The organism is Campylobacter concisus, from assembly GCF_003048595.2.
GTDB classification, from domain to species: domain Bacteria; phylum Campylobacterota; class Campylobacteria; order Campylobacterales; family Campylobacteraceae; genus Campylobacter_A; species Campylobacter_A concisus_L.
The window spans coordinates 1,205,016-1,222,004 of record NZ_CP049270.1; the positions used below are offsets into that span (position 1 = coordinate 1,205,016).

Here is a 16,989-nt window from a genome sequence, read left to right on the forward strand (position 1 = left end):
CGTAACAAAGTTACCTTAAAACGAGAATTTTAAGAAACAAGCTTTATTTCGCCGCGACTTTGCGTTATTTGTCCGCTTCTCTCAAGCTCTTTTAGCACCCTAGATACCGCCTCTCTAGCGCTTCCTAGGTGATTCGCCAGCTCTTCGTGAGTTATTTTTATAAAATTTTCGTTTAGATTTTCGATGCTTTGGGATAAAAAATTCATAATCCGCGCCGAAAGCGGCGAAAACAAAGCCTGCTCCATAACGTTTATCGTTCTGGCAAACCGATCGGCTACGATTTTTAGAGTAAAATTTAAAATACTCGGATATTTTTCTTTAAGAGGTTTGTAAATCCGCGCCGGAATAACGATGATCTCGCTATCTTGCTCGATTTCGACGCTTACTTTATTTTCTAGCGAATTTATAGAACACGTATCGCACAGCACGCAACTCTCGTCTTTAGTTAGCCTAAATATCGTTATTTCCTTTGCGTTAGACGATACGAATGCCCTTAAAACGCCTTTTAGTATAAGGATAAATCCAAAGCAATCGTTTCCGGAGTAAAATATATCGCCCTTTTTTACGGTTTTTAGATATGCGTTATCAAAGATCGCATTTAGATCCTCGCTTGCTAGATCGAAATTATTCGTAAATCTCTCGCGCAAAATTTCTTTTAACTCTTCGCTTAGCATTTTGCCCTTTCGTGACTTCGTTACAAAAATTTAACCTTATTATAGGTAATATTGCATAAAAATTTAATACGAAAAGAAAAACAATGCACGACGTTAAGCAAAACGACTCGCAAAGCAAAATAAAATCGCTTCCGATTATGCTTTTTGCCGGTACTATGGGGCTTGGAGGGCTTTGCGCGGCTTATAAGAAACTAAGCGAAATATTTGATTTACCGGGCGAGATATTCTCGGCGCTTAGAGCGCTAGACTGCACGGTATTTTGCCTACTTTCGGCGTTTTACCTCTTTAAGCTTTTAAAATTTAAAGAAGAAGTAAAGGCCGAATTTTCGCACCCTATAAAGATAAATTTTTTCGGCGGGTTTATCATCTCGCTTTTTCTTTTAGCTCTAGCCTACAAAGACGCGCCGCTACTATACTACTCGCTTTTTTACGCGGCTTTAGGCTTACAAACGATTTTTACGCTTTACGTAATTTCTTTTTGGATCGACGAAAAATTCGATATCGCGACGCTAAATCCGGCATGGTTTATCCCCGTAGTGGGCAACTTGCTAATCCCGATCATAGCCGAAAAATCTCAAGCGATCTGGTATTATTTTAGTTTGGGGCTATTTTTCTGGATTATTTTATTCGCCGTTATATTTTATAGGTTAGTTTTTTGCGATAAGTTAGCCGATAAATTCGTCCCGACGCTAGTCATTACGCTAGCGCCGCCGGCTATGGCGTTTTTGGGATACGTAAAATTAACCGAGCGATTCGACGCTTTTGCGGCGATACTGCTTAATATAAACGTATTTTTCGCCGCGCTTATACTTTTTTCGTATAAAAGATTTATTAAACTCAAATTCGCCCTATCGTGGTGGGCTTTTACCTTCCCGACGGCCGCTAGCTCTATAGCGTTTTTAAAAGCTTACGAAATTACGCAAAGCGATTTTTATTTAGTTTTAGGCGTCGGCGCTTTTACGGCTCTAGTCGCTTCGATTTTGATAGTCGGGTTTTTAACGGTTAAATCTATAATAAACGGCGAAATTTTTTCGGAAAAATAGCCTTAGCTCAAAAATTTACTTTAGTAGTATTCGTAGCTGATTTCCAGCTTTTTATATAGGCCGATTTCCGTTATGTCGCCGTTTTCGTAGTATTTGTCCGCGGGCTTAAATTTGACCGAGGTTTTACGCGTCAAATTTCCACGCTCGTCCCTCGTTATGTCTTTAAACTGCAAAATTTGCCAGATTTTTGCCTGGGAGCCGAAGTAATTTACCGACGTATACTCCATCTCGTCGCCGTTTGCGGCGTAGTAATAAACCCATTTTGAGCCCGGGGCTTGCGTGATTTTTTCGTATTCGCCGTTTGGCTTGCGCTCGAAGCTTATCTCTATGCCATGCTGCGGCTCCATATTATTTTCTATCCGCGTTAAAACGCCCTTTTCGTCGTAGACATAGCTATCGTCCGTCACTAGCGTCCCGCCCGAATACGCCGCCCGAGCAATCATTTTGCCGTCCTTGCCGTAAGTGGTTTTCTCCGTGCGCGGGTAAAATTTATCCTCAACATGCTGCTCTTTGGCCGTCGCGACTAAATTTTCGCCGTCAAATTCGTATTCGTAGAGATAAACGGCGCTATCTTGATACTTTTTGCGCATTAGCCCGTCTTTGCCGTATTCAAACAAAACCGAGCTGTTTGGCACGCCGTTTATATGCTCGGTTTCTTGCAGTATATAGCCGTTTTCGTTAAACTCCGTCCGCTTTACGCGTGTATTTTCTAGCGTGCCGGAGCCGTCTATAGAGTATTCGTACTCCGTAGCCGTCATGCTTTTGACCTCGCCTTTTAGATCCTTTTTGCTCCAGTCGCTTTCGGGTAAAACGGCCGAGTTTAGATAGCAAACCGCCGATGCCGCCGCTAAAATAGCCTTTAAAATTTTCATTTTTATCCTTTTTCAAATCACGCAAAGCCTAGATTAGTTTAGGCTAAAAAGCGGCAATACCAGTAAAATTCTATCTTTTACGAGTTTAAATCCGCGCTTGAAACCGACTTAAATTTTTAAGCAAGCCTGAGGCGAATTTTCATTTTCGAGTGGTTTATTAACTTAAAACTAAGCTTCATTTGCCTTTTTAAAAATTTCTCTCATCTCTTCTTCGCTAAGCGGCTCAACCAGTATATTTGCGGCGTCTATGAAGCGATATTTTTCTTTTGGCAAATTTGCCATAAAAGCGCCATATTCGCATTCGCCGAGCACGTGCGCGTCCCTATCGTCTACGCCGACTACTAGCGTAAGTATCCAGCGCGAGACCTTGCGTTCACCTAGGGCTTCTTGCGCTTGCCACGAAGGAGAGGGAGCGTAAGGCAAGATGGTCGGTAAATTTTCACTAAGCGTATATGCACCAAAAATTTCATTCCCATTTTTATCTTCGTATAAATTCTCTCTTGCACTATAAGCGTCAAGATACTGCACCTGCCTCATCATCTCATCAAATTTAGCCGCAGGGCTAGTACTTGCAAAAATTTCATCTATCATAACCGCGTCAAACGCCACATCTCGCTCCACGCCATAGATATAAAGCGTTTGATTTTTCTCTCTTGCGTCCTTTAGAGCTTCGAGTCCCCACATTATATCAGCTTCATAATCAAATTTTAAAATTTGCTCTTCATCGTAAATTTCCTCGTTATCGCACTCTATTGGTGAGCCAATTTTGGCTGAGAGCTTTGAGAGTAGCTCAAGCGCGATCCGCCAGTCGCCAACGCCGCTTGGAGTGCAGACTCGAACGATATATTTGCCGTCTTCATAGTTTAGCTCAAAACCGCGAGCACTCTTTTGCCGTACGCCTGATATCATCACGTTTTCGTTTAGCGAAAGCTCGCTCGGCTCGTCGTTTTGACCATTAAAAAAGCAAAATCCCTCTATAACCTCTGAAATTTCACGCTCGCTTAGCGCCTTTTCATATCCGCCGAAAAGTTTCTTTTTATTTTTTACCTTAAATGCTATGCTCATAAATTCTCTTTCGCCTACTCTAAAACGTCATCACTTGATCGCACTGCCTAACCCACTCGGACAAGATATCCATGCTGCCTTTCACTTCAGCCTCGAAATAAGGCTCTCCCGCATGCAAACCGCACCTCGTTTGGCAGCTACCGCAAACCTTTAACATAGCGCCGCTAGCGTAAAGCTCCTTTAACATCGCTACTAGATCTACGTCGTAGTCTTCCGGCTTTTTGGTGCTATTTCGCGCAAGATCGACCGCGTCGTTCATTAGAAAAATTCTAACCTCTTCGCCTTTTTCTTTTAGCGTTTTAGCTAGCCTTAATGCGTTGTAAGCATTATCGGTACCGTTGTATGGTTGATTTGTAAGTATAAATAGAAATTTTTTCATCTTTTTCTCCTTTTGCCAAAAATGTAGCGCAAACCGAGCAAATTTTAGCCAAGCTATATAAAAAGAGGCTAAATTTATCTAAAAAGTAAAAGTACGCCGATCGTGCAGACGATAATGGCGGTGCAAATTTCAAGCAGCCTTAGGTGCGTTTGTAAAAATTTCTTTAGCATAGCTCCGCCAAGCGCATAGATATTTAGCGAGCAAAACTCGATGAAAACGAGCGTTGCCGTGATCGCGCACATACGAGTTAGGCTAAAGGGATCTTCTTTATCCAAAAATATAGGCAGTAAAGCCGAGAAAAATATCCATGCCTTTGGATTTGTGATGCAAACAATGAGGCCGTTTATAAACATCTGCTTTTTGCTTGGTAAATTTGAGACGTTTGTTATGCTAAGCTCGCCCTTGCCAAAAAGAAGCATCGCGCCAAGATAGAGCATATAAAGGCCTGCAATGATGTTTAATGCCTTAAATGCGTACTCAAAATGATGAAGCATCACGCCCACGCCAAGCATACAGCAAAATGCCACGAAAGCAAGCGAAAGAAGCTGCCCGGTCATCATAATAAGCGAGTGCTTATAGCCAAAGCCCATACCGATACTCATCGCATAGGTCATGTTGATGCCTGGCATTAGCGAGATAGGAGTAAGTGTGGCGAAAAAGAGTAAGAAGTCCATAAAAAGCCTTGAAATTTAGCTAACAAATATAAAAATTTAAGCTATAGATCTGATCCAGCAATCAAATTTATAGCTTAAATTTAAAAGGCGGGCCAAGCCGCCTCTTTTTTAGTGAGTTAAGAAAAACTCTTGAATTTTTGCTTTATCGCTTGTTTTTGTAAGAGCAAGCATTAAAAGCACTCTAGCTTTTTGAGCGTTTAGGTTATCGCTTGTTAAAAAGCCGTATTTTGCGTCATCAACTTCGCCGTTCATAGTTGTCTCGCCACTTCCTACACGTGAGTCACGAACTACTACTACGCCAGCTTTTGAAGCCTCGCCAAGTGCGTCAAGCACACTAAAGTAAGGGTTGCCGTTGCCTAGACCAGCGCTAACGATACCTTTTGCGCCGTTTTTAACAGCTATGTTTACAAAGTCAGGGTTGTCATTTGCATGAGAGTAGATGATATCGACTCTTGGAAGTTCTTTAACGCCTTCTAGGTCAAATGCTGATTTTGCTGTGTGTTTTCTAAGCGGGTTCATATAGTATTTTACGTTGCCGTAAAAGACTGTGCCGATTTTGCCGCTATTTGGTGATTTAAATGTATCAACGCCAGTTGTATTGGTCTTTGTCACCTCTCTACCGGCGTGGATCTCATCATTCATAGTAACCACAACGCCTTTTCCTACGCTATCTTTGCTAATAGCAACGTTTACAGCGTTAAATAAATTTAGTGGGCCGTCTGCGCTTAGCGAACCGCTATTTCTCATCGCACCTACAAGGACAACTGGCTTGTCGCTTTTAACTACTAAATTTAGAAAGTAAGCTGTCTCTTCCATAGTATCTGTGCCGTGAGTAACGACGATACCATCAGCTTTGCCGCTGTTTAAAAGCTCATTTATTCTATTTGCAAGCTTTAGCCAAACTTCGTTGTTCATATCCTGTGAGCCGATATTTGAAATTTGCTCGCCTTTTATGGTAGCGATCTTGTTGATATCTGGCACGGCTGCGATAAGTTTATCGACCGTAACAGTTCCAGAAGTATAGCTCGAATCAAGCGAACCCGAGCCGCTTCCTGCTATCGTTCCACCAGTAGCTAGTATGTAGATGGTTGGCTTTGCAACCGCTAAAGTAGCACCTAAAATCATGAGTAACACCGCCTTAAAGATTAAACGCATTTTAGCTCCTTTGCATTAAAATTTGCAAAGTCATTATAATGCCATTTATTTAAAAAAATTATTAACTTCCAAATTTTATATTTATTTAAAAAATTCTTATCAAAAACATATAAATTCCGGTTGAAATAACTATGCTAAGAAGGGTATTTTTAAATTTTAAATGCATCAAAATAGCTGTAAAAACTGCTACTATCTCGCTTAAACCATAAGGAAACTCGCTAAATTTCGTATCTTTTAAGCCGTAGCAGACCAAAACGACCATTATCATCATGCCCATATGCTTCTCGATGGCATCCAAATAAGGGTTTGGCTTATAGTTTCTTAATGCATAAAACGGTGTCGCCCTTGTGATAAAAGTAGCCAAGGCACTTAAAAGCACCGCTATAAACAGTATCATTTCACTTGAATTTACACTTATCAAATTTTATCCTTAAACAAAAGCAAAAATATAAAACAAAGCGCCATCGAGCCAACAAGCACAAATTTAGCTGCAAATAGGCTCACTCCAAGCACGCCAAAAAAGGCCGCCGCAAAGAGCACGCGGTAGTTTCTATCATTTTTAAACATCTCGATGACGATCACTATAAAAAGCGAGGTCAAACTAAACTCAAGCCCCTTTGTATCGGCCTTTATAAGATCGCCAAGTATCGCACCAAGAAGCGTCCCAGCCGCCCAGTAAGACCAAGAAAGGATATTTAGCCAGGTAAAGACAAAGCTGCGATCACTCACATCCTTTAGCCCTAAATTTTTAAATATCGCAAAGGTCTCATCTGTTAGCAAAGCGATGTTTAAGAGCTTAAATTTGATCCCGCCATACTCTTTTAAAAGTGAAATTCCATAAAAAGTATGGCGTAAATTTACAAGGTAGCTCACGATAAAGACCTCAATATAGCTCGTGCCGACGCTAAAGAGCGAGAGCAACATAAACTGCGCTGCTCCGCCGTAAGCTAGCGTACTAAGTGCCACGGCGATAAACGCGCTAACGCCCATGCTCTTTGCCAGCACGCCAAATGCGACGCCAAGTGGGAAATAGCCCATAAAAATAGGAATAGATAGTTTAAAAACGTAGTTAAATGTCAAATTTTACCTTCATAAAAAGCCAAAATATTAGCAAAAATTTGAAAATAAGAGTAAAAATAGAGTTAAATTTTATAAAATGATAGAAATTTTTGGAGTTAAAAGATGAAAAAGGTAATTCTAATTTTATTTTGTATTCTATTTTCTTGGGGTAAAAACTTAGATACCACTAAGCTTGAAAATGAATGTGCTTTAAACAACATAGAAAGCTGCACCGATCTTATATATATCTACCTTGACAACAATGAGCGCGATAAAATGGCAGCTATGGCAAACAAAGCCTGCGAGCTAGGCAATCCACATAGCTGTCTATTTTTAGGAAATATATATCTACAAAAAGACACTCTAGTACAAGAGAAAGAAGAGGGGCTTAGACTTTATAATAAGGCTTGCCAACTAAAAAATGCATTTGCTTGCTATACTCTTGCGCTCATTTATGAAACTGGAGATGCTGGTATGTTGCAAGATAAAAATAGAGCAAAGAACTACTACAAAAAAGCCTGTGAGCTTGATTTGGAAGAAGCATGTAGTATGCTTAAAAATTTTTAATTAAACAAAAGATGCTTTTATTCTTGCTCTTAAGAGCAGAAATTTTAGATGAGATATATCAAAGCGATAGCAGGATAAGAGAAAATTTTACAGGCAGTTACAAAGATGCCTTAAAAATTTATAATTCATCAAGCAACAATAGTACTGCCAAATTTATATTAATGCGTCTGCTTTATTGAGTCCTTCTCTTTTGAAGTATTATTTGAAAAATAAAATACCTCAAGCGTAAAAGCAACCAATATAAGCCCAACAATAGTCAGAGTCACATCCATACTACTTACCTTTTAAGCCCATTTACTATTTCAAGCATCGAGTCACTCGTGGTTATCGCCTTTGAGTTCGCCTCGTACGCACGCTGTCCAGTGATAAGATCAGTCATTTCTTCAACTAACTGAACGTTACTCATCTCAACAAATCCTTGTCTGATCGTACCAAGTCCGTCAAGTCCTGCCACGCCTACTACAACATTACCGCTAGCGCTTGTTTCTAGATAGTTGTTATCACCCATTGAGTGAAGGCCAGCTGGGTTTATGAAATTTGCTAGCTCGATCTGACCTATCTGAGCCATCTCTCTCTCGCCTGCTTGGAGCACTGATACGGTGCCATCTGTGCCAATAGAAATTTGCGTCGCATTTGCAGGGACTGTGATCTGAGGGATTAGCTGATAGCCATCGCTATTTACGATAGTGCCGTTTGCATCAAGCTTAAATGCGCCATTTCTAGTGTAGGCTGTTGTGCCATCAGGCAGCTGAATCTGAAAAAATCCATTGCCCGCTATTACCATATCTAGGTTGTTGCTAGTCTCTTTGAAATAGCCCTGAGAGAAAATTTTATTTATCGCTGTTGGGCGCACGCCAAGACCCACTTCGATGCCTGTTGGACTTGTGGTAGTCTGGCTTGTAGCCGTACCTGCGTACTCCATTACTTGATACATAAGATCGGCAAATTCAGCCCTATTTTTCTTGTACCCATAAGTATTTACGTTTGCGATGTTGTGTGAGGTTACGTCTATCTGCGTCTGCTGAGCTATCATACCAGTGGCCGCAGTGTAAAGTGATCTCATCATAGTTTTATCCTTTTATTAAGCTTTTAGGGCTAGTTTTTGAACAGCATCTTGATTAAGATCGTTCATATGGCTTGTCATAACCTTTTGATACATATCAACTAAGCGCTGGGTTTCTATTAGACCAACCATTTCTAAAACTGGGTTTACGTTTGACATCTGAGCATATCCTTGCATCACGCTATCAGCCTCGTCAAGCTCTGTGATGTCATCAAAATTTCTACTCTCAAAAAGGTTATCTCCGACCTTTTTGAGATCTCTTATCTCCCTTGGCTGAGCGATAAAAAATTTAGAAAATTGATTGTTATTTGAGTATAAATTTCCATTTTTATCAGCAGTTAGCACCTCTCCTTGTGGCACTTGGATACCTCTTTGATCAGGATTTTGTGCCTCGTAGCCGCTTGGCAAAACTTTATAGCCCTCTTTTGTGACGATGTAGCCGTCGCCATCAAGACTAAAAGAGCCATTTTTGCTAAGTTTTACACCATTTGGAGTATCGACTAAGAAAAATGCGTCATCTCTTTTTATCGCAAAATCAAGTGTGTTTGAGCTGTATTTAAAGCCACCGGCACTAAAGTCGGTGTATTCTTCGCTCACTTGTGGTACGCGATCAAGTGTTCTATTTAAAAATTTAGCTCCATCTTTTGTGTGATTTTTAAGAGGAAGCTCATCTTGTGTCTCTTTAAAAATTCTCGCAAAGTCACCGATAACTACATCATTTCTCTTATAGCCGATCGTATTTACATTTGCAAGGTTGTTTGAGATAACGTTTAATCTGTTAAACTGCGTTACCATGCCAGCAGTGGCTTGATAATAACCATTTTGCATAAAATTTCCTAATCAAAATTTGATTTTTATAGCTACTAAGCAATCATCGTTCCAACTTTGTTTTTATACACATTTACAAAATTTGGGTATAATCCACTTTCTTTTAAACAATACTTAAATCACAATTAGACGATTCGAAAGGAAATTTATGAGCGCCGCAAAAGACTCTTTTTCTCAGATAGAAGAGCTTTTCGCTGAAAATGCAAAAGGCTTTTTGACATACGAAAAATTAGTAAAATTATTAGACAAAGCTCCGACTGCTACGATAGTAAAAAAGATAGAACAACTAGCAAAAACAAATAAAGTCCAGCTCATCACATCTGCTGAAGCTGCAAAGCTTAGAAATTTAGCCGATGCTAAAAAACGCCAAGAAAATGCTCAAAAAAGTGATCAAGATATCGACGAAGATCTCGATCTTTCTGGCGAGAGCGACCTTTTAGAGTGGTCAAGGTCAGATAGCCCTGTCAGGATGTATTTAAGAGAGATGGGTCAGATCGCGCTTCTTACAAAAGATGAAGAGGTAGAGATTAGCAAAAGGATCGAGCTTGGCGAAGATATCATTATCGATGCATTTTGTTCTGTGCCATTTTTGATCGATTTCATACTTGACTATAAAGAGCCGCTCATCAATAGAGAACGCCGTGTAAAAGAGCTTTTTAAGAGCTTTGAAGACGAGAGTGAAAACGAAGAAAACGAAGATAGCGAAGACGATATAGATGAGGAAGATGAAGAGAACGAAGAAAATGAAGCTCCTAAAAAATCAGCTAAAAACGACAAGCGCGCTGAAAAAGTTATAGAGAGCTTTAAGGCCCTCGAAAAAGCTAAAAAAGAGTGGCTAAAGACTGCAAACAAACAGGATAAAGTTGAGAGCGATGACACAGCTTCAAAGATGACACTTGCATTTAAAAAGAAAATTTTAAAAGAGAAGCTAATGGATCTTGGACCAACAAGCAAGCTAATTAGCGAGATCGTAAAATCAATGGAAACAGCACTAAAAAGCGACGACGAATTTGATAGAGAGCTAAAACGCTTGGAGTATCGCTTACCAATGTTTAGCGACGAGCTTAAGAAAAATCACAAAAGCATACTAAAAGATATTATCAAGCTTAGTAAGGAAGAAATCGCGGCTCGAGTACCAGAAGCTACAATGGTCTCAACTTATGTCGAGATCAAAAAGCTATTTACTACAAAAGAGGCAAGCAAGCAAGGCTTTGATCTTGAGCCAACAAGGCTAAAAGAGATTTTAGAGCAGATCAAACGTGGAAAGAAAATTTCTGACGAGGCAAAAGCTAGAATGGCTAAGTCAAATCTCCGTCTAGTTGTAAGTATCGCGAAACGCTATACAAACAGGGGTTTGCCATTTTTGGATCTCATCCAAGAGGGCAACATTGGCCTTATGAAGGCGGTTGATAAATTTGAATACAGAAAAGGCTATAAATTTTCAACCTACGCCACATGGTGGATCCGCCAGGCTATTTCGCGTGCGATCGCCGATCAGGCAAGGACGATTAGGATACCTATCCACATGATAGAGACGATAAATCGTATCAACAAAATAAACCGCAAATACCTCCAAGAAGAAGGTAAAGAGCCTGATGTAAGCGTTATCGCAAAAGAGGTTGGGTTAAGCGTTGATAAGGTAAAACAAGTCATCAAAATAACAAAAGAGCCTATCAGCCTCGAAGCTCCGATCGCAAACGAAGAGGACGGAAAATTTGGAGATTTTGTAGAGGATAAAAGCTCACTTTCTCCGATAGAGCAAATTTTAAAAAGTGACCTTAGAGAACAGATAGATGATGTGCTTTCGCAGCTAAATGAGCGTGAAAAAGCAGTCATTTCGATGAGATTCGGCTTACTTGAAGATGAGAGCGACCGCACACTTGAAGAGATCGGCAAGGCTCTAAACGTCACTCGTGAGCGTGTTCGCCAGATAGAAAGCTCAGCTATCAAAAAACTAAAACACCCAAAAGTCGGTAGAAAACTTAAAAACTACATTGAGGGCTAAAAGCCCTTTTCTTTGGGATATTTTCCTTAAGACTTTCTCTTTAGCTTTATAAAATTTAAAAATTTTTAGCAACAAATTTCACTAACAATCTACATTGATTTTATTATTGAAAGGTTGGATTCAGCCCTCATTTAGCCATTAGACCAACTTAAAAATACAAAAAACTTAATATTTTTAAAGAATAAAATTAGATAAAAAGAATTTACCGGCGCAAGACCGGTAAAAATTTATTCAGCTAGAAGTTTATCTAGTTTTGTAGCCAAACTCGTAGTATCATGAGCTTTAGCTAAGCTCGCAGCATGAAGTTTTAAATTTGCTTGTAAATTTTCTTCCAAGCTCTTTGCGATGTCGCTGCTATCAAGGTTCTCTACACTATTAGCATTTGCCACGCTTCTTGCGGCTAGAGCATTTATACCTCTAAATACAGCATTTTGTGTTGATCCGATCTCTGAGCGAAGTGAATTTATATTTTTTAAAATTTCGCCTGTATTTGAGCCGTCCTCTTTTACATTTAAAAGAGCATTTGTACCCAAATTTATATTTTTTGTACTCTCGCCTGTGAAAAATCCAAGCTCAGCATCAAATACGTTTTTACCGTTAAATTTAGCCTCTTTTACGCTATCATTCATAGCATTTCTTAGTGCGTTGATTTCGCCCTTTATACCTTTTTGTTCATTTGCTGATAGAGTAGGATTTGTAAGCTTACTTGAAAGCTCACCTATTCTATCCGTACTTTTACTTAAATTTAAAAGCGTTGAGTCAGCGATTTGAAGCATACCGATCATATCGTTTGCATTTGCCAAACCTTCGTTCAAGACATTTGTTTGCGAAAGCAAACTCTCTGCGATTTGCAAATTTGCACCTGAAGCTTTGATCTCGCTGTTTGCAGAGATAGCATTTAGCGCTTTCTTCTCGCTATTTTTTGCTTGATCTAAATAATAGTTTCCTGAAGCCTGGTTTGCAGTATAAGTTCCTAACTTCATAACAACTCCTTTTTAATAATTCGCTATGGATTCTACTATAAATTCTATAAAAAGTTGCAAAATCTCTATAAAATTCATTTTTCTTTACTCTTCCAGCCTCACTGCAACTGATTTTTTATGAGCAGTTAGTCCTTCAGCTTCGGCTAGCTGCATGCATGATTTGCCAAGATGCATGATACCTTTTCTACTCACTGAAATGATCGAACTTCGCTTCATGAAATTTTCAACTCCAAGCGGCGAGTAAAATCTCGCACTTCCACCGGTTGGCAATGTGTGATTTGGTCCAGCGATATAATCCCCCATCGCTTCAGGCGTAAAGTGTCCAAAAAATATAGCACCCGCATGAGTCACATCATCAATATAACTTAAAGCATCGTTTGTAGCGATCTCTAGGTGCTCAACAGCAAGCTCATTCATGAGTGCAAAACACTCTTTCAAATCTTTTGCCACTATTATTGCAGCTTTATTTCTTATACTTGCACTTGCGATCGGCTCACGTTTTAGTGTCTTTAGCTCATCTTCAATGTGTTTTTGCACAGCCCTTGCAAAGGCTTCCACTGGCGTTATCAAAAAGGCACTTGCGATCTCGTCGTGCTCAGCTTGAGAGAGCATATCGATAGCTATGTGGCGAGGATCGGCACTATCATCAGCGATGACGCCTATCTCGCTTGGACCAGCGATCATATCAATATTTACGTCGCCATAAACTAGCTTTTTAGCAGTCGCTACGTAGATATTGCCAGGTCCTGTGATGACATCAACTTTTGGCACCGTTGCAGTTCCGTATGCCATCGCCGCAATGGCGCTTGCACCGCCTATTTTAAAGGCTGTCTTTATGCCACAAAGGTGCATTGCAGCAAGAAGCAAGGTATTTACCTTGCCATTTGGCGCTGGGGTGCAAACTACGATCTCTTTTACGCCAGCTACGATCGCTGGGATCGCATTCATAAGAAGCGAGCTAGGATAAGCCGCCTTACCGCCTGGGATATAAAGGCCTGCGCGGTCAACCGCTGTGTATTTTGCGCCAAGCAAGATGTCATGCTCATCTTTATATGTCCAGTCGCTTGGCTTTGTGCGTTCATGATAGCTTTTTATCCTATTGTGAGCTAAATTTAAAGCTACCCTTAAAGCATTATCTAGTGAATTATAGGCAGCCTCCATCTCTTTAACGTCGATTATTATGTCGTTTTTACTTGTAACGCTAAATTTATCAAATTTAGCTATCTGTGCAAAAAGCGCACTATCACCATCTTTTCTTATCTCATCTATTATTCCAGCAACCACCGGCATTACAGCACTCATGTCATTATCACTTCGTTTAACAAGCTGTAAAAATTTACTCTCAAAATCAGCGTCACTACTATGAAAAAATTTCATTTATGCTCCTTTAATTTTAATTTTCTCTCATATCTTTGCTTTTGTGTAATGTTACCTAAAATTCCGCCCTGGTGGATATATAAAATTTCAGCTCCAAGCCTATCTAAATTTGCAAAAAGCGTGATAAAGCCAACAGGGTCATACACTAGGTCAAATTCCACGCCACTTTTGCACACTTCAAGCCAAATTTCATAAAGCTCTGGGTATAAATTTCCAAAATAATACTTCTTTGGCGGATTTAAAATTTGCACCTTGCTATTTTTGTCTAGCTCGTAAATTTGCTTTTTGAGATAGTCGCTGTCTCCCACGCAAGGAGCGGTATAAACGCTAAGATCAGTGTGCTTTGCCAGGTAGCAAGCGCTAGTGCCTGTACCAGAAGGTAAAAAAATATCAGGCTTTATGCCACTTTTTTTGCTCCACTCATTTATCTCATTTGCCTGCGTGATAAAACCAAACTCAGCCTCGCTCTGAGCCACACCCTCGTTTATAAAAAGTGCATTTTTGCTAATTGCCAGCTCTTTGGCAAATTTCTCACGTTCCTCTTTTACAAAAATTTCCATACCATTTTCAAGTGCAAATTTGAAATTTCCGACTGGATTTTGCTCTAAATTTGAACTAAGATGAGAGACGACATAGTAAAATTTAAGCCCTTTGAGCTTAGCAAAAAGACTTAGGCTATACATCGCATTTGACTGGCTTGAGCCGTGAGATACGATGGCTTGGATGCCGTGTAAATCAGCCTTTAGAAAATACTCTAGCTTTCTTGCTTTGTTACCGTTAAACTCACCTAGCAGATCATCCCTCAAAAGCCAAAACTCTCGCCCCTTAAGAATAACCCGCTCAATCACCCTTAAACTCCAAAAATTTCTCTATCTCGTTGATGGCCTCTTTGTTTGAGAGTGAAAATTTGATCTCGATACGCCTTGAAGCGTCCTTGTCCTCGGCTCCGTCCTTAAAAACTAGCTCGTTGTAGCTTCGACCACTTGCCACGAGCAATTTTCTAAGGCGAGTATCACCATCAAATGAGTTTATAAACTCCATAACCGCGTATGCTCTTTTTTGTGAAAGCTCTAAGTTATAAATATAACTTCCATCACTATCTGTAAAGCCTTCGATTATTATCTGATCAATATTTGATGCAATATCTTTATCATTTAAAAGCACGTCAAAATATTTACTAAGAGTGGCCTTTAACTCCTCTTTGACCTCTTCTTTTAAGACTGCACTGCCTTTATCAAAAAGTACTGAGGAGCTAAGCTTTAGCGCGCCTGAGTTTGGATCGATCTCAATGCTTGAGCCTAGCCTATCTTTTAGGGCTGAGATCACTTTTACCCTGATACCGGTTAAATTTTTCACTCTGTCACGAGTGACGTTTAAGTCCCTTAAAAGCTCGTCGTATTTAGCTTCTCTTTGGCTTACCTGCTCGAGCAAAAAGGCGATCTTGGCTAAATTTTTCTCACTGCTTTCGTTTGCATCACTAAGCGCTCTATCTTTTGATGAAATTTCATCATTTAGCACGATCATCTTTTGATTTAGATCAAAAATGCTAGCATTTAGCTCTTTTATGCTCGCATTTGCGTCCTTGTTTTCCTCTATGAGCTGGGCTAGTTTTTCTTTTAGGGCATCTATTTGGATGACAAAAATTTCATTTGATTTTTTTAAATTTATGTTTTCGTCACTTATCTTTAAAAGCTCACTTTTTAGTGCTTCATTTAGCTCTTCAAGGGTGAAATTCTTGCCCTGAGCGTCTTTTAGATTTGCTAAAGCTGCGATGATAGCTTGCTCTTTATTTTCAAGGGTGTTTTGAGTTAGGACGTATTTTACGACGACAGCGCCTATTAACAACATAAAAACAAAGAGCAGACCCGCCATCAAGTCTGCGTATGAAACCCAAAAGCTCGATTGATCCTCGTTATTTTTGTTTATTTTCATTGCACTAGATTTTCGATTTTTTCTATTACAGAATTTGCTTCTTTATCGATCTCGTCTATGTTCTTTTTAAGCTCAGCAATGAGGCTCTCGCGCTCTTTTTCACGCTCCAAGCTCCTGCCCTCTTGCTCATAAGCCGCCTTAAATATCGTCGCACTCTCCACGAGCGAGGCTCTAAATTCCTTTAGTGCGTCGTTTTGCTCTTTCATCAAAGAGAGAGAAAATTCTTTTAAAATGGCATCAAAACTCTTTATAGTCTGCTCAAATTTTAGCTGGCTCTCTTTTGTAGCGTTTAAATTTCTACTAAAAATTTCGCCAAGCTTTGCATGCTCGGTTAAAATTTTAACCTCCATATCTTTAAAGGCATTAGAAAACGCGCTTACTGCCTTTAGCATATTAGAGTGAATTTTTACAAATTCATCTTGTTTTAGGCTAGCTTCATTTAGCATTTTTAAATTTGCGCTAAGCTCGGCTTTGCTTTGATTGATGATATTTTTTTCAATCTCGCAAAGCTCTTTTAGGCTGTTAAATTTCTCATTTGTCTGCTCGCTTAGCTCTTTTACAAATTTATCATCAAGCACCATTTTAAAGGCGTCGTGACTATCTTTAAAGTAGCCTACACTTGCTTTCATGAAATTTGCATTTAGCTCATTTTCCTGCCAGAAAAACTCACGGCTTAGCTCTTTTTGCTCGCTATAAAATTTCTCAAATTTACTAACGCCTATCTTTTCAAAAAACATCCACCAAAGCGCTAAAAATATGCCATAAATCGATACATAAAATGCCGTAGCCACGCCGTTTAGCAGTATAGCGATCTCTTTTTCTAGACCATTTGTCGTGCTTGAGCTAAACTCTGGCATCGAGATAGCGATACTGATAAATGTGCCCAAAATTCCAAGCATAGGAAAGACTGCTTGACCGATGTTTGCTAGGTTGTCATTTCTAAAATTTCTTGTATAACTCTCAAAGAAGTCTTCAAATTTAGCGTTTGCTTTTTTGATGCTTGAAATTTCAAAGAGATGCGAGATGATAAATTCTTTTAGTCTTATCTTGTAGTCTTTGGCATTTGCTAAGAAATTTGAGTAAGCTACCAAGGCGCTGTGGCGAGAAAAGATAAAAGCAACAAAGAGTATAACGCCCATCATCACGATGGTATGAAGCTTCATCTGAAAATTTATAACACCAAGATAAGCTAGTATCGCCAAGATGTAGATAGCTAAAGGGATAAAGATAACTTTAAAAAAGACAAAGAAAGAGTGAGCTTGGCGCTCTTTTGGCACGCTTAGCTCACTAAAATCATTTTGATTTTGCATAGG

General features: G+C 39.6%; 19 protein-coding genes. 4 read left to right on the forward strand and 15 right to left on the reverse strand.

Annotated features, from left to right (window positions below):
- Nucleotides 1-29: 29 nt before the first annotated feature.
- Complete coding sequence (locus CVT15_RS06105; RefSeq protein ID WP_103577361.1) at nt 30-674, reverse strand: Crp/Fnr family transcriptional regulator; 645 nt, start codon at nt 672-674, stop codon at nt 30-32.
- 83 nt (nt 675-757) lie between these two features.
- Between CVT15_RS06105 and CVT15_RS06110 the strand changes: the two genes are divergently transcribed.
- Nucleotides 758-1,717, forward strand: a complete 960-nt coding sequence (locus CVT15_RS06110; protein WP_103577362.1) for an SLAC1 anion channel family protein — start codon at nt 758-760, stop codon at nt 1,715-1,717.
- A gap of 20 nt (nt 1,718-1,737) precedes the next feature.
- Here CVT15_RS06110 and CVT15_RS06115 read toward each other — a convergent pair whose 3' ends face one another.
- The 7 genes from CVT15_RS06115 to CVT15_RS06145 form a co-directional block, all read right to left on the reverse strand.
- Nucleotides 1,738-2,589, reverse strand: coding sequence for a hypothetical protein (locus CVT15_RS06115; RefSeq protein WP_103577363.1), 852 nt, complete (start codon nt 2,587-2,589; stop codon nt 1,738-1,740).
- Between the two features lie 168 nt (nt 2,590-2,757).
- Nucleotides 2,758-3,654, reverse strand: coding sequence for a DUF4299 family protein (locus tag CVT15_RS06120; RefSeq protein ID WP_103577364.1), 897 nt, complete (start codon nt 3,652-3,654; stop codon nt 2,758-2,760).
- 19 nt (nt 3,655-3,673) lie between these two features.
- The gene (locus tag CVT15_RS06125; RefSeq protein WP_021091421.1) at nt 3,674-4,033 is read right to left on the reverse strand and encodes a DsrE/DsrF/TusD sulfur relay family protein; all 360 of its coding nucleotides are present in this window, start codon (nt 4,031-4,033) and stop codon (nt 3,674-3,676) included.
- A 74-nt stretch (nt 4,034-4,107) separates the two neighbouring features.
- On the reverse strand, nt 4,108-4,707 hold the full coding sequence (locus CVT15_RS06130; RefSeq protein WP_103577365.1) for a LysE family translocator: 600 nt from the start codon (nt 4,705-4,707) through the stop codon (nt 4,108-4,110).
- Between the two features lie 108 nt (nt 4,708-4,815).
- Nucleotides 4,816-5,862, reverse strand: a complete 1,047-nt coding sequence (locus CVT15_RS06135; protein WP_107898125.1) for a type II asparaginase — start codon at nt 5,860-5,862, stop codon at nt 4,816-4,818.
- 85 nt (nt 5,863-5,947) lie between these two features.
- Nucleotides 5,948-6,283: a branched-chain amino acid transporter permease gene (locus CVT15_RS06140; RefSeq protein WP_103577367.1), complete on the reverse strand. Its 336-nt coding sequence runs from the start codon at nt 6,281-6,283 to the stop codon at nt 5,948-5,950.
- A complete protein-coding gene (locus CVT15_RS06145) occupies nt 6,280-6,942 on the reverse strand; it encodes an AzlC family ABC transporter permease (protein ID WP_103577368.1) in 663 nt (220 codons plus the stop codon). The genes CVT15_RS06140 and CVT15_RS06145 overlap by 4 nt, the downstream gene beginning before the upstream one ends.
- Nucleotides 6,943-7,044: 102 nt before the next feature.
- On the opposite strand from CVT15_RS06145, the gene CVT15_RS06150 reads away from it, so the two are divergent.
- Both CVT15_RS06150 and CVT15_RS06155 read left to right on the forward strand, forming a co-directional pair.
- On the forward strand, nt 7,045-7,488 hold the full coding sequence (locus tag CVT15_RS06150) for a tetratricopeptide repeat protein (RefSeq protein WP_103577369.1): 444 nt from the start codon (nt 7,045-7,047) through the stop codon (nt 7,486-7,488).
- An 11-nt stretch (nt 7,489-7,499) separates the two neighbouring features.
- Complete coding sequence (locus CVT15_RS06155) at nt 7,500-7,667, forward strand: hypothetical protein (protein WP_180998555.1); 168 nt, start codon at nt 7,500-7,502, stop codon at nt 7,665-7,667.
- Between the two features lie 98 nt (nt 7,668-7,765).
- Here the strand turns inward: CVT15_RS06155 and flgG are convergent, their stop codons facing one another.
- The gene (gene flgG / locus CVT15_RS06160) at nt 7,766-8,554 is read right to left on the reverse strand and encodes a flagellar basal-body rod protein FlgG (RefSeq protein ID WP_021091447.1); all 789 of its coding nucleotides are present in this window, start codon (nt 8,552-8,554) and stop codon (nt 7,766-7,768) included.
- 15 nt (nt 8,555-8,569) lie between these two features.
- Nucleotides 8,570-9,379 (reverse strand): flagellar hook-basal body protein, encoded by an 810-nt coding sequence (locus CVT15_RS06165; protein WP_103577370.1) that lies wholly within the window; start codon nt 9,377-9,379, stop codon nt 8,570-8,572.
- A gap of 148 nt (nt 9,380-9,527) precedes the next feature.
- Between CVT15_RS06165 and rpoD the strand changes: the two genes are divergently transcribed.
- Nucleotides 9,528-11,384: an RNA polymerase sigma factor RpoD gene (gene rpoD / locus CVT15_RS06170; protein WP_021091519.1), complete on the forward strand. Its 1,857-nt coding sequence runs from the start codon at nt 9,528-9,530 to the stop codon at nt 11,382-11,384.
- A 227-nt stretch (nt 11,385-11,611) separates the two neighbouring features.
- Here rpoD and CVT15_RS06175 read toward each other — a convergent pair whose 3' ends face one another.
- The 5 genes from CVT15_RS06175 to CVT15_RS06195 form a co-directional block, all read right to left on the reverse strand.
- Entirely contained in the window at nt 11,612-12,367 is a 756-nt protein-coding gene (locus CVT15_RS06175; protein ID WP_196373517.1) for a flagellin, read from the reverse strand.
- Between the two features lie 84 nt (nt 12,368-12,451).
- Nucleotides 12,452-13,744, reverse strand: coding sequence for a histidinol dehydrogenase (hisD, locus tag CVT15_RS06180; RefSeq protein WP_103577371.1), 1,293 nt, complete (start codon nt 13,742-13,744; stop codon nt 12,452-12,454).
- On the reverse strand, nt 13,741-14,592 hold the full coding sequence (locus CVT15_RS06185; protein ID WP_103577372.1) for a pyridoxal-phosphate dependent enzyme: 852 nt from the start codon (nt 14,590-14,592) through the stop codon (nt 13,741-13,743). The genes hisD and CVT15_RS06185 overlap by 4 nt, the downstream gene beginning before the upstream one ends.
- Nucleotides 14,585-15,676 carry an OmpA family protein gene (locus CVT15_RS06190; RefSeq protein WP_103577373.1) on the reverse strand — a complete coding sequence of 364 codons (1,092 nt, stop codon included), beginning with the start codon at nt 15,674-15,676 and terminating at the stop codon, nt 14,585-14,587. The genes CVT15_RS06185 and CVT15_RS06190 overlap by 8 nt, the downstream gene beginning before the upstream one ends.
- Entirely contained in the window at nt 15,673-16,986 is a 1,314-nt protein-coding gene (locus CVT15_RS06195; protein ID WP_107898126.1) for a MotA/TolQ/ExbB proton channel family protein, read from the reverse strand. Before CVT15_RS06195 ends, CVT15_RS06190 begins: the two co-directional genes overlap by 4 nt.
- Between the last annotated feature and the right edge of the window lie 3 nt (nt 16,987-16,989).

Coding starts and splice junctions, on each gene's coding strand:
- CVT15_RS06105 (WP_103577361.1), bottom strand. CDS start 674: ATGCTAAGCGAAGAGTTAAAAGAAATTTTGCGCGAGAGATTTACGAAT.
- CVT15_RS06110 (WP_103577362.1), top strand. CDS start 758: ATGCACGACGTTAAGCAAAACGACTCGCAAAGCAAAATAAAATCGCTT.
- CVT15_RS06115 (WP_103577363.1), bottom strand. CDS start 2,589: ATGAAAATTTTAAAGGCTATTTTAGCGGCGGCATCGGCGGTTTGCTAT.
- CVT15_RS06120 (WP_103577364.1), bottom strand. CDS start 3,654: ATGAGCATAGCATTTAAGGTAAAAAATAAAAAGAAACTTTTCGGCGGA.
- CVT15_RS06125 (WP_021091421.1), bottom strand. CDS start 4,033: ATGAAAAAATTTCTATTTATACTTACAAATCAACCATACAACGGTACC.
- CVT15_RS06130 (WP_103577365.1), bottom strand. CDS start 4,707: ATGGACTTCTTACTCTTTTTCGCCACACTTACTCCTATCTCGCTAATG.
- CVT15_RS06135 (WP_107898125.1), bottom strand. CDS start 5,862: ATGCGTTTAATCTTTAAGGCGGTGTTACTCATGATTTTAGGTGCTACT.
- CVT15_RS06150 (WP_103577369.1), top strand. CDS start 7,045: ATGAAAAAGGTAATTCTAATTTTATTTTGTATTCTATTTTCTTGGGGT.
- CVT15_RS06155 (WP_180998555.1), top strand. CDS start 7,500: ATGCTTTTATTCTTGCTCTTAAGAGCAGAAATTTTAGATGAGATATAT.
- flgG (WP_021091447.1), bottom strand. CDS start 8,554: ATGATGAGATCACTTTACACTGCGGCCACTGGTATGATAGCTCAGCAG.
- CVT15_RS06165 (WP_103577370.1), bottom strand. CDS start 9,379: ATGCAAAATGGTTATTATCAAGCCACTGCTGGCATGGTAACGCAGTTT.
- rpoD (WP_021091519.1), top strand. CDS start 9,528: ATGAGCGCCGCAAAAGACTCTTTTTCTCAGATAGAAGAGCTTTTCGCT.
- CVT15_RS06175 (WP_196373517.1), bottom strand. CDS start 12,367: ATGAAGTTAGGAACTTATACTGCAAACCAGGCTTCAGGAAACTATTAT.
- hisD (WP_103577371.1), bottom strand. CDS start 13,744: ATGAAATTTTTTCATAGTAGTGACGCTGATTTTGAGAGTAAATTTTTA.
- CVT15_RS06190 (WP_103577373.1), bottom strand. CDS start 15,676: ATGAAAATAAACAAAAATAACGAGGATCAATCGAGCTTTTGGGTTTCA.
- CVT15_RS06195 (WP_107898126.1), bottom strand. CDS start 16,986: ATGCAAAATCAAAATGATTTTAGTGAGCTAAGCGTGCCAAAAGAGCGC.